This is a genomic window from Proteus sp. HMSC14B05, assembly GCF_001808035.1.
GTDB classification, from domain to species: Bacteria; Pseudomonadota; Gammaproteobacteria; order Enterobacterales; family Enterobacteriaceae; genus Proteus; species Proteus mirabilis.
Window position 1 is genome coordinate 20147 of the sequence record NZ_KV791994.1, and the last position, 12152, is coordinate 32298.

Here is a 12152-nt window from a genome sequence, read left to right on the forward strand (position 1 = left end):
TGATCTCTTTTGCCGCCTCTGCACTGCGTTGCGCTAAATTACGCACCTCACTGGCTACCACAGAGAAACCGCGTCCTTGCTCTCCTGCTCTGGCGGCTTCCACCGAAGCGTTTAATGCCAATATGTTGGTTTGAAATGCAATACTGTCAATGACACCAATAATATTACTGATACGCTCAGAACTTTTCGCAATATCGTCCATCGTATGCACAATAGTATCCATTGCTGTTCCGCCTTGTATTGCTGCCTTGCAAGTCATATTAGATAAATTATTAGCCTGCCCTGCCGTTTCACTATTATTACTCACCGCTGTGGTTAATTGATTCATGGTTGACGCAGTAGTCTCAACATGACTTGCAGTTTGTTCAGTCCTCGTATAGAGATCACGATTCCCCGCTGCTAATTGATCACAAGAAAAAGCAACTTGATGGATTTGATGACTGACATCGTTCACAAGCCAACGAAACATCCGCCCTAATTGGTTTACAGAACGTTGAGTCATACCAATTTCATCAATACGATCAAGATAATCAACGTTGTGTTCATCACCTGTAGCCACCCGATTAGCATGTTTATTAAGGATCATAATCGGCTTCACTACTTGAAAATAAAAAATTCGCTCATTGGCTATCAATAGTGAAAGTAAGATAGCGGTATGAATGAATAAACCCCAACCATTTAAACCAGCAAACCAAACACTTAATAATATAAAAGGAAATGGTAATAAAAGAAGTAAGCGTACACGCTGCTTTAGTGAGAGTGTTTGTTTCCATGAGCGCCAACTTTTCCAGCCCTTATAAATGAAAGCCCCCTTAGAAAAAGTGTGAGAGGGATATTTACCTTGGTTAAAAGCGGCATACAGTGCTGCGGCTTGTTCTACTTCTTCTTTTTTTGCCGCCGTCCTCACTGACATAAAACTTTGAATTTTACCTTGACGAATAATAGGGGTGACATTAGCCCTTACCCAATAATGATCGCCATTTTTGCGCCTATTTTTAACTATTCCCGTCCAAACCTCCCCCTGCTTTAATGTTTTCCACATGTCTCTAAATACATCAGCAGGAATATCTGGATGTCTGACAATATTATGGGGTTGCCCCATTAACTCTTGTGCTGAAAAACCACTGACTTCAACAAAATCCTCATTAGCATAAATAATATTGCCATTAACATCGGTTGTTGACATCAGTGTTGCGTTTTCAGCTACCGGATATTCTCGCTGTGTCACCGGTTGATTGTTACGCATTAGTTACTCTCCTCGTCATTGAAATGAGATATCTCAATAAAAAAACACGTGCTAAATAACTAACGTTTCGGCTACAAAGAGAATAACTTTAGAAATAAATGTAAATATTAACTTTTAAATATTAAAAATTTGAATCAGTTCAAATAAATTAATCATCCAGACTATTAATTAGTGCTTGAGAGCTTAATACTAAAGCCTTCGCATTTTCATCACGCTTCTTTAATAATGCCATAAAGATAAGATCGGTAATGGTGTTTTGTGCAGTGCGAGAAGAAATAGCAGCACTACGCCACTCACCTTCATCAGCAATAGTTTCTAATATATAATCGGCCATCAGACCTAGTGGTGAATGTTTTTCTCCTGTGATCGCTATAATTTTAGCACCTTGTTTTTTAGCCACAGATGCAGCGACCAGCATATCTTTTCTTTTGCCACTGTAAGAGATCACAATTTGTAAATCCCGAGGGCTTAACATCTGAGCAACAGAAATTTGTACATGATGATCGGTTTCAATTAAAGTCGTAATACCTATTTTCTGTAATTTATAACTTAAATCTCTGGCAACTAAACCTGATCCACCAATACCTATAATTTGTACCCGAGAGGCGTCATCAATCTGTTGGATCACTTGTTCAAACTGGTGATAATTAATTTGACGTGTGGTATCCCGAATTGAATTATTTTTTTCTTGTGCTAATTTCTGCGCAATAACAACCAGGCTATCCTCTGAATCTATTTGGTTATGTAATATGCTGGAATTTTTTTCTGAATTAGCATTTTTTCGGCCTAAATCTTCACTGATAGCCAGCTTTAAAGAAGGAAATCCTTTAAATCCTATCTTTTGACTAAATTTCACTACTGCTGATTGGCTGACTCCCATAATTTCGGCTAATTGCTGTGATGATAAAGTCACGATTTTTTCAGGGTGTTCTAAAATATAATCCGCTATTTTACGTTGATTTGTCGCCATCCCTGGTTTTATCCACGCTATCTTCGTTAATGTAGGCATAATGACATAATCCACTTAAATTATACTATTTTTATAATGATTTAATTATTAACAAATTTAATTGTATTAAATAATTAATTTTTAATGGTAAAGTGAATTAAAAACATCATCTACTCAATAGAAAATGTTAATAATATTAACAATACCTTTATAATAATTCTGTTTATGATTTTATCTAAAATTTTACGTATAAGCACATCTATTTTTAAACAAATTATAAATAATGCTTAAATTTTTTTTAGTTTTTTGAAATAATTTATTCCTTAATATCACTGCAGATAAAACTCCATTAAATATCAATATATAGCATAATAATAAAATTTTATCCCATTGATAAATAATCATAAAATTAATGTTAATAAAAATAAACAACCAATAAACACTCAACAACCATAGTCAATCAAACGGAATAAATAATTCCTTGTCACAGCTACGATTAAAATAAAAGATAAAATAATCAAGAAATACACAAAACAACACTTTAATCATACTTAATATTATTAATAGATAATCATCAACAACGGTAATAAATAATTATGTGTAATGTGTGATTAAATAACATATTTGGGTATAATAATAATCGTAGAAAATGACTCAACATAGCTAAATTATCTAATTAAATGCAATACAACAAAACAAGAGACTAACTAAACTAAAAAAAATATTATTTACAACAATAAAAAGAAATTAAATCATTTATTTTAGCCTATATTTATTCAATCCAAATCAATGGAATACACATGGCGGTTAATATCCCCATTATAATATTAAATAAGAACCATGCTCGTCTGCTTTGTAAAAAACGACTGATAAATGTTCCACCTAAAATCCATACCATACCAGCGATAAAATTTACCACCAACATCACAACACTAATTACACCAATCGATCCCAAATAACCATCACCGGCTAAACTAAAACTTCCTACGGCGCCTAGTCCCATCATCCAAGCTTTTGGATTTAAAAATTGCAATAATCCACCTTGAAACGCCGTCACTGTTTGGGGCACTTTACTTGAAATATCTAATCGTTGATAAGAAGCGGTTGCTGTTTTCCAAGCTAACCAACAAAGATAAATGCTACCAATAATCTTTAAACCGATATGCAATGCAGGATAAATAATCAATAATGTCGCAATACCAAACGCAGAGCTAAGTAATACACATTGCATTCCGACGATAATGCCTGCCATCAACGTTAAAGAGCGTTTTAAACCAACATGAGCCCCCGAAGAGGTTAATAGTAAATTATTAGGTCCGGGCGTAATGGCTGCAATAAAAAGGAAAACGCTCAACGAAACAACTAGGCTAATTGTCATAGTGAAATGCTCAAAGATGTGACAGATGTTTTATTTTCACCGAAAATAGCAGTATGTTATTTAGCAAACAAGCATTAATTCATTTTAATAAACGGAACTATGTCTCAATATTTTGATCCAATACCTTGGGCTAAGAATCCCCATTTACAGACACTTTTGCCTCGAATAGTGCGAAGAACGCCGCTATTAACGCCTTATTGGCAACGGCTTAATTTGCCTGATAATGATTTTGTCGACTTAGCATGGAGTGAAGAACCCAAAACAGCGCAACATAAGCCCCGTTTAGTTATCTTTCATGGTTTGGAAGGTAACTTTAATAGCCCTTATGTTCACGGCATGCTAGCCGCGGCGAAAGCGCGAGGATGGCTAGGTGTTGTCATGCATTTTCGAGGCTGCAGTGGCGAACCCAATCGGCAAAAACGTATTTATCATTCTGGTGAAACAGAAGATGCCCGCTATTTTCTGAATTGGTTAAAAGAGCAATTTGGCGAACAACCAACCGCAGCGGTAGGTTACTCTTTAGGAGGCAATATGCTGGCCTATTATCTTGCCGAAAGTGGTGAAAATGCGGTATTAGATGCTGCTGTTATAGTGTCAGCACCTTTGATGTTAGAACCTTGCTCAACCAAAATAGAGCGAGGATTTTCGCGCTTCTATCAATGGTATTTACTGAAAGGGTTAAAACGCAATGCAACTCGCAAATTGATCCGCTATCCCCAATCGTTACCTATTAGTCTATTAACCATTAAATCCATTAAAAAGTTACGTCAATTTGATGATCTGATCACGGCAAAAATTCACGGTTTCAAAGACGCCCTTGATTATTATCGTCAATGTAGCGCTCTCCCTTTACTCAATCAGATCAAAAAAAATACACTTATCATTCACGCCAAAGATGATCCCTTTATGTCTACAGAAGTGATACCTGATATCACAACATTACCCAAAAATATTGAATACCAATTAACAGAATTTGGTGGGCATGTAGGTTTTGTTAGTGGAAAACTCTCTAAGCCTGTAATGTGGCTTGAAAAACGTATCCCCGACTGGCTATCAACCTATTTGGAGAAAGTAAAATGATCATCCCTTGGCAAGAACTATCAACCGAAACGCTAGATAACTTGATTGAAAGTTTCGTTTTACGAGAAGGGACTGATTATGGTATGCAAGAGAAAACGCTTGAACAAAAAGTTGCCGACGTAAAAAAACAACTCGTCTCTGGTGAGGCCGTGTTAGTGTGGTCTGAGCTTCATGAAAGCGTCAACATTATGCCAGCTGCACAGTTTCGCCCTGATTGATCTTACCTAAGTTGGCACTATCACATCACATTTAACAATAAGGTATAGCCCTTATTTTGAAAAGGAACATGATATGTCAATCAAACACCCTATTATTGCTGTTACTGGTTCAAGTGGTGCAGGTACTACTACAACCAGCCAAGCTTTTCGTAAAATATTTCAGCAACTCAACGCCCATGCAGCCTCTATTGAAGGGGATAGTTTTCACCGTTATACACGCCCTGAAATGGATATGGCCATTAGAAAAGCGAAAGAGCAAGGACGGCATATCAGCTATTTTGGCCCTGAAGCCAATGACTTTAATTTATTAAGTTCAACCCTAAGTCACTATAGCCAAACAGGGCAAGGGCAATTTCGCAAATATCTTCATTCTTATGATGAAGCAACCCCTTATAACCAATTACCTGGGACATTTACACCTTGGGAAGCATTGCCAGAAAAAACAGATATTTTATTTTATGAGGGATTGCATGGTGGAGTCGTTACCGATCAACATAATGTCGCTCAACACGTTGACCTATTAGTCGGTGTTGTGCCTATTGTTAACCTTGAATGGATACAAAAATTAATTAGAGACACCACAGAGCGCGGGCACTCTCAAGAAGCGGTGAGAGATTCTGTAGTCCGTTCGATGGATGATTATATCAGTTACATCATTCCACAGTTTTCTCGCACTCATATCAATTTCCAACGCGTTCCTACGGTGGATACCTCTAATCCCTTCTCAGCTAAAGCTATTCCAACACTGGATGAAAGTTTTATTGTTATTCGCTTTCGTGGCTTAACGGATATCGATTTCCCCTATCTATTGGCAATGTTGCATGGTTCATTTATGTCGACTATCAATACTATTGTTGTTCCAGGAGGGAAATTAGGCTTAGCGATGGAATTAATCATGGCACCACTGGTGAAGAAATTATTGAATGGTGAAAAAATTAGCTAAAATAGATATGTTATTTGTGACGAAAATAATATCCCCGTATTTTAGGGATATTATTTTATATATTAAAATTTATTTTAAAATATCAAATTTATTCAGGATCTTTAATTTCAAAAGAGTGCGTAATATTGGCCGCTTTTCCTAACATTAAAGAAACAGAGCAATATTTTTCTGCTGATAATTGTACAGCTCGCTCAACAATTTTATCTGTCAACGCTTTGCCGGAAACAATGAAATGTAAATTAATATCGGTAAATAAACGAGGTGCCTCTTCACGACGTTTTGATGTTAATTTCACTTCACAATCAGTGACTTGGTGGCGACCTTTACGTAAGATACTCACCACATCAATAGCACTACAACCACCCGCAGCAATTAATACCATTTCCATCGGACTAGGCGCTTTATCACCTGAATTACCATCCATCATAACTTGATGGCCGGAAGATGATTCGCCAACAAAAGATAAATCTTCAACCCATTTAACACGTGCTTCCATTTTATTTTTCCCCTAAATACAACTAAGACTAAAAGAGTACATTCTCATAATTCAACTAGCAATTAGCAAATAGGTTTATTATGCTGACTGCGTAAAACGAGACTTAATGCGTTAACTGTGTTAAAAACAATATCTGCTTGATGATAGTGGTTAAGATCAATGCATTATTTTCTCATTTATTATAATCTATTCCTTATTAACTTTCCGAATTCTCAGGAAGTTAATCGGTAAAGATAGGATTTTAAGCACGCTGTATCAAAAGGGTGTCAATCCGTTTTGAAAGGCTGCATTAACGTACAGAGGATAACGCGAATGGTTCTCGGCAAGCCGCAAACAGACCCGACTCTTGAATGGTTTTTGTCACACTGCCATATTCACAAATATCCATCCAAGAGCACGCTGATCCACCAAGGTGAAAAAGCGGAAACACTTTATTATATTGTTAAAGGTTCCGTGGCTGTTCTTATTAAAGATGAAGAAGGAAAAGAGATGATCCTTTCCTACCTAAACCAAGGTGACTTCATCGGTGAACTTGGATTATTTGAAGAAGATCAAGAACGTAGTGCATGGGTTAGAGCAAAAACAGCCTGTGAAGTAGCAGAAATTTCCTATAAAAAATTCCGCCAATTAATTCAGGTCAATCCTGACATTCTGATGCGCCTTTCCGCTCAAATGGCGAATAGATTACAAACCACATCAGAAAAAGTAGGTAACCTTGCTTTCCTTGATGTAACAGGTCGTATTGCACAAACTTTATTAAATTTAGCTAAACAACCTGATGCAATGACGCATCCTGATGGCATGCAAATTAAAATTACACGTCAGGAAATCGGTCAAATTGTAGGTTGTTCACGTGAAACTGTAGGCCGTATTTTAAAAATGCTGGAAGATCAAAACCTCATTTCAGCACACGGTAAAACTATCGTTGTTTACGGTACTCGTTAAGTTGCATTGAAAACAGCCCATTTAACTGATGGACAGTGATTATTTTGTATGAAGCCCCATCGCAATGATGGGGTTTTACATTTGAATTCACTCTGCTTTTACAAACTCATCAAGCGCTTTTCGTAACGCATTCATGCCCTCTTGTAACTCTTCGAGGGTAATAATCAACGCTGGCGTAAAGCGTATTACATCAGCCCCGGCATTTAACATCATTAAGCCATGCTTAGAGGCCAGTGCAAGTAACTCTTTTGCTTTACCTGCATACAGTGGTGCTAACTGCGCGCCAATTAATAAGCCTTGTCCACGAATTTGAGAAAACACAGCATAAGTTTGGTTTATCGCCTGCAATTCATCCACTATCCAACGATGACGCTCACTGACACCTTCTAATACCGCCTGAGTGTTGATTCAATCAAAAGCAGCATTGCCTACTGCACAGGCTAATGGGTTCCCCCCATAAGTCGTACCATGTGCTCCTACCCCCATTACCGAAGCGATATCCTCGGTGGTTAACATCGCACTGAGAGGAAAACCACTACCTAATGCTTTGGCACTGGTAATAATATCGGGCTGTATATCATAGTGCATATAAGCAAATAGTTTGCCGGTTCGCCCCATACCCGTTTGTACTTCATCAAGAATTAATAGCGCTTGATGCTTATCACATAGTGTACGTAAGCCATGCATAAACTCCGCTGTCGCCGGTGTCACTCCGCCCTCACCTTGGATAGGCTCCAGTATTACGGCACAAGTATGAGAGTCAATCACGGCTTTTACAGCATCAAGAGAGTTAAAAGGGACATGTATAATATCCGCAGGTTTAGGACCAAAACCATCCGCATATTTAGGTTGTCCCCCTACAGAGACTGTAAAAAATGTTCTACCATGAAAGGCGTGGTGGAAGGCAATTATCTTAGTTTTATAAGGATTATGACGGGTAATAGCGTAATGTCGTGCTAATTTAAGTGCGGCTTCATTCGCTTCTGCCCCAGAATTGGCAAAAAAGACACGTTCAGCAAAAGTATGTTGGATTAATTTCTGAGCTAAACATAATGCCGGCTCATTAGTAAACACATTACTTACATGCCAAAGCTTCTCACTTTGCTCTTGCAGTGCTTTATTCAATAGTGGATGCGCATGCCCAAGCGCTAGAACAGCAATACCACCAGCAAAATCAATATAGGATTTTCCCTGTTGATCCCAAACACGGCTACCTTGCCCTTTAACAGGAATAAAATCTGCTGGTGAATAAATTGGCAACATTACCTGATCGTAAGTTGCCCTATTAATACGTTGATTTATCATTACCCCACCTGACCGACATTTAGCTATACAATGAAAATATAATCACTAAATATGAATAAAAAATCAAATAAGGTTTGATATAAAAGTGGATAATGACGCTAAATTTTCATTATCCAATTAATATTTAAGAAAATTATTTAATAACTCATGCCCTTGTTCACTCAGAATACTTTCAGGATGAAATTGCACACCTTCAATGGGTAAAGTACGATGACGTATCCCCATAATTTCATCAACATTCCCGTCATGTTGGCTCCATGCTGTAACCTCAAAAGGGACAGGCAAGGTTGTCGCATCAATCACTAAAGAGTGATAACGGGTAACGCTTAAAGGTCGATTAAGCCCTTTAAACACCCCTTGCTGATTATGGTGTATTAATGAATTTTTGCCATGCATCACTTCACGGGCTCTGATAACGGATGCACCAAAAGCTTGCCCAATCGCCTGATGACCAAGGCAAACACCTAAAATAGGTATTTCCCCGGCAAATCGCTGTATCGCCTCAAGAGAGATCCCTGCTTCATCTGGCGTGCAAGGTCCCGGAGAGATAACAAGATGTGATGGCATCATCTTTTCTATCTCTTTAAGCCCAATCTCATCATTACGTTTAACAACAACCTCCGCCCCCAGTTCACAAAAATACTGGTAAAGGTTGTAGGTAAACGAGTCGTAATTATCAATAAGTAACAGCATATTAGCTTATCCGACTGATTTTATTATCATTATCTGTTTTAATGCTATTTTGAAACCGTTATATCCCTGACAAAATAGCTCGTTATTCAACCGACCTGGATACAACGAAGCCGATTATCATAGCACAGGTGTAAAATATAAATAGTAAGTAAGAAAAGCTGTTGATTTATTGCGCAATAACAATAATGACGGTGATTATTCATCAATTAAGAGATAAATAAAGCAAACAAGCGCGGTAATAGAAGATCATATGTCAAAAACAAAGATCAGAAATAATTTTTTTGATCGACAATATCCAGAATGTGAGAACGCATTCTGGATATCTGTTCATTGACTGACTTAGGCTAGAGAAGTGTCTAACCTAATCACCCATTATTCTTTAACCACCTCAGCGGATAAAATCGTCACGGTTTTAACGGGTACATTTTGGTAAGGACCAATATTGCGGGTTTGCACTTGTGAAATTTTATCGACAACATCCATGCCTTTCACTACTTTACCAAACACCGCATAACCAAAATCACGTTGACCGTGATCTAAAAAGGCATTATCAGCAACATTAATAAAGAATTGGCTTGTGGCACTGTCTTTATCTGATGTACGAGCCATTGCAATGGTGCCTTTTAAGTTACGTAAGCCATTATCAGCCTCATTCTTAATCGGCTCTCGTGTCTGCTTTTGTTGCAAATCTGCCGTAAATCCCCCACCTTGGATCATAAATCCGGGGATCACTCGATGAAAAGTGGTCCCGTTATAGTAACCATCTTCGACATACTGAATAAAATTTTTCGTTGTGATAGGGGCTTTTTTATTATCCAGTGACAGTTCAATATTGCCTTCAGATGTGACTAATTTAACAAAGGTCTCTCCCGTTGCAGCCATTGCAAGGCTTGTGGTTGTCAAGGTGCAAGCGGTAACGAGAGTGACAAAAAAACGTTTTAACATGCAGGGATCCTTTACTTTAATAGTCTACAACTTACTTAATATGCAGCGATTTTAATTCGCTGGGGCAAATAGTGCCAATCATTTACCTTTATTTACGCACAATAAACGCATTTACATCATAACAGGGTAAATTTTCATGTTTAATTACTGTTATAAGTCGCTAAATTACGCCAAAATAGAGGGAATAGTTAATTAATCGATTTTCGATTCTCTATGCAAAACTCATCTTAGTATGCATGAGGAAGCGCATTATTTCAGAGAGGCTTATACCATAATGACCCAATTTAATTACCAAAAAGCACATTTCATTATCAGTGCACCTGATATCCGCCATTTACCACCAGATACAGGAATTGAAATTGCCTTTGCGGGTCGTTCTAATGCGGGTAAATCCAGTGCGTTAAATGCACTAACGCAACAAAATGGATTGGCAAGAACCAGTAAAACACCCGGTCGTACTCAACTTATCAATCTGTTTCAAATTGAGGAAGGACGACGTTTAGTCGATTTACCTGGCTACGGATATGCTCAAGTCCCCGAAGAGATGAAACGCAAATGGCAACGCTCTTTAGGTGAATACCTGCAAAAAAGAGAGTGCTTAAAAGGAGTTGTTATTTTAATGGATATCCGTCATCCATTAAAAGATCTCGATATGCAGATGATTGATTGGGCGCTGGATTCAGAGCTTCCGACTCTCGTCTTGCTCACTAAAGCGGATAAATTAGCATCAGGGGCACGTAAAAAGCAGTTAATGGCGGTACAAAATGCACTGTCAGAAAAATCAGGTGATATACGTGTTGAATGTTTTTCTTCTTTGAAAAAAATAGGCATTGATAAATTACGTAATACGTTAAATGAGTGGTTTACTGATACTAACGAACCAGAGACAGAAGCTTAACTCACTATCCGCTTTATTAGGGGAAAATATGGCTTCCCCTTCCATTCTTAGCATTAATCACTCGTGCAAATTTTAGATAAAAAAATGCCCCAGTCGAAATAAAGTCGACTGGGGCAGCTAATATTCAGCTAAATCCGATTACGTGAAGTAAAAGGTCTGAAAGATAGAACATCTTACCTCTGTACCCTACAAGAGATAATGTACTCTATTTTTTTGGCTAATAAAAGCCCTTTTGTAATTTTTTTTCACATGCAAACACGATTCAGCTTGATGTTTATGTATTCAAATGCTCAATAAATGTAGTTTAATTACATATTTATGAGATCTAAATCACCTGTAAAAAGTGCTTAAAAATAAAACAAATCACACAAAATGTGCGGTTTATACAGACTAATTTTGTGATAGGCTTATCGCGAGACCGTAATAAATTTGTAAATTAGCGATAAAATGAGGTATTCATGGCTGTATTAACGCTACTGCATTTTCCTGATGAGCGACTACGCAAAGTTGCTACACCTGTGGAAAAAGTAGATGACGAAATACGCACATTAATCGATGACATGATTGAAACCATGTACGCAGAAAGAGGAATTGGCTTAGCGGCTCCTCAGGTTAATGTCTCTAAACGTATTGTCGTTATTGATGTTTCTGAAAATAGAGATCAACCCATTGCTCTTATTAACCCAGAAATTATCAGTACTGAAGATGAAATAATGGATATGATGGATGGTTGTCTTTCTATCCCAGACTCTTTTGCTCCCACACAACGCTTTCGCTACTTAAAAGTCAAAGCACTAGATAGAAATGGTGATGAAATCGAGCTAGAAGCAGCCGATCTCTTTGCTGGCTGTATTCAACATGAGCTAGATCACCTCAATGGTAAACTATTTATAGACCATTTATCGCCGTTAAAACGTCAACGTATCGAGAAAAAACAGAAAAAATTAAGCAAACTCAACAGCACCCAAGTTGCTTAATGGAATGTATTTAACTTTTGATATTGTTAATACTAATGACTTTTATAGTGTAAGCTCAGTCAAACAACTGGGCTTTTTA

At 37.5% G+C, this 12152-nt stretch carries 13 protein-coding genes and 1 pseudogene; 6 read left to right on the forward strand and 8 right to left on the reverse strand.

The genetic code is table 11. The features are described from left to right. The 3 genes from HMPREF3129_RS11515 to HMPREF3129_RS11525 form a co-directional block, all read right to left on the reverse strand. Positions 1–1246: methyl-accepting chemotaxis protein (locus HMPREF3129_RS11515; protein ID WP_254668251.1), on the reverse strand; the 1246-nt coding region annotated here is incomplete at its 3' end. A gap of 148 nt (positions 1247–1394) precedes the next feature. After that, positions 1395–2255, reverse strand: coding sequence for an SIS domain-containing protein (locus HMPREF3129_RS11520; protein WP_036919230.1), 861 nt, complete (start codon positions 2253–2255; stop codon positions 1395–1397). Positions 2256–2967: 712 nt separating this feature from the next. After that, entirely contained in the window at positions 2968–3573 is a 606-nt protein-coding gene (locus HMPREF3129_RS11525; RefSeq protein WP_036919237.1) for a LysE family translocator, read from the reverse strand. Between the two features lie 99 nt (positions 3574–3672). Between HMPREF3129_RS11525 and HMPREF3129_RS11530 the strand changes: the two genes are divergently transcribed. The 3 genes from HMPREF3129_RS11530 (at position 3673) to HMPREF3129_RS11540 (ending at position 5814) form a co-directional block, all read left to right on the forward strand. Next, positions 3673–4653, forward strand: a complete 981-nt coding sequence (locus HMPREF3129_RS11530) for a hydrolase (RefSeq protein ID WP_004246877.1) — start codon at positions 3673–3675, stop codon at positions 4651–4653. Beyond that, the gene (locus tag HMPREF3129_RS11535) at positions 4650–4871 is read left to right on the forward strand and encodes a YheU family protein (RefSeq protein WP_004246876.1); all 222 of its coding nucleotides are present in this window, start codon (positions 4650–4652) and stop codon (positions 4869–4871) included. The genes HMPREF3129_RS11530 and HMPREF3129_RS11535 overlap by 4 nt, the downstream gene beginning before the upstream one ends. Before the next feature lie 73 nt (positions 4872–4944). Further along, a complete protein-coding gene (locus HMPREF3129_RS11540) occupies positions 4945–5814 on the forward strand; it encodes a phosphoribulokinase (protein WP_004246875.1) in 870 nt (289 codons plus the stop codon). A gap of 88 nt (positions 5815–5902) precedes the next feature. Here the strand turns inward: HMPREF3129_RS11540 and HMPREF3129_RS11545 are convergent, their stop codons facing one another. Continuing rightward, entirely contained in the window at positions 5903–6310 is a 408-nt protein-coding gene (locus tag HMPREF3129_RS11545) for an OsmC family protein (RefSeq protein ID WP_004246873.1), read from the reverse strand. A gap of 312 nt (positions 6311–6622) precedes the next feature. On the opposite strand from HMPREF3129_RS11545, the gene crp reads away from it, so the two are divergent. Continuing rightward, entirely contained in the window at positions 6623–7255 is a 633-nt protein-coding gene (gene crp, locus HMPREF3129_RS11550) for a cAMP-activated global transcriptional regulator CRP (protein ID WP_004246872.1), read from the forward strand. A gap of 87 nt (positions 7256–7342) precedes the next feature. Here the strand turns inward: crp and HMPREF3129_RS11555 are convergent. The 3 genes and pseudogenes from HMPREF3129_RS11555 to ppiA form a co-directional block, all read right to left on the reverse strand. Then, positions 7343–8560: pseudogene (locus HMPREF3129_RS11555) on the reverse strand (aspartate aminotransferase family protein). 117 nt (positions 8561–8677) lie between these two features. Continuing rightward, positions 8678–9253 carry an aminodeoxychorismate synthase component II gene (locus tag HMPREF3129_RS11560; protein WP_004246870.1) on the reverse strand — a complete coding sequence of 192 codons (576 nt, stop codon included), beginning with the start codon at positions 9251–9253 and terminating at the stop codon, positions 8678–8680. Positions 9254–9625: 372 nt separating this feature from the next. Beyond that, entirely contained in the window at positions 9626–10198 is a 573-nt protein-coding gene (gene ppiA, locus HMPREF3129_RS11565; protein ID WP_004246869.1) for a peptidylprolyl isomerase A, read from the reverse strand. A gap of 274 nt (positions 10199–10472) precedes the next feature. Between ppiA and yihA the strand changes: the two genes are divergently transcribed. Continuing rightward, positions 10473–11096: a ribosome biogenesis GTP-binding protein YihA/YsxC gene (yihA, locus tag HMPREF3129_RS11570; protein WP_036919241.1), complete on the forward strand. Its 624-nt coding sequence runs from the start codon at positions 10473–10475 to the stop codon at positions 11094–11096. Positions 11097–11220: 124 nt separating this feature from the next. Here the strand turns inward: yihA and HMPREF3129_RS19170 are convergent, their stop codons facing one another. Beyond that, complete coding sequence (locus tag HMPREF3129_RS19170) at positions 11221–11268, reverse strand: small protein SpfP (protein WP_438361642.1); 48 nt, start codon at positions 11266–11268, stop codon at positions 11221–11223. 286 nt (positions 11269–11554) lie between these two features. On the opposite strand from HMPREF3129_RS19170, the gene def reads away from it, so the two are divergent. Then, a complete protein-coding gene (gene def, locus HMPREF3129_RS11575) occupies positions 11555–12073 on the forward strand; it encodes a peptide deformylase (protein ID WP_004246867.1) in 519 nt (172 codons plus the stop codon). The last annotated feature ends 79 nt before the right edge of the window (positions 12074–12152 follow it).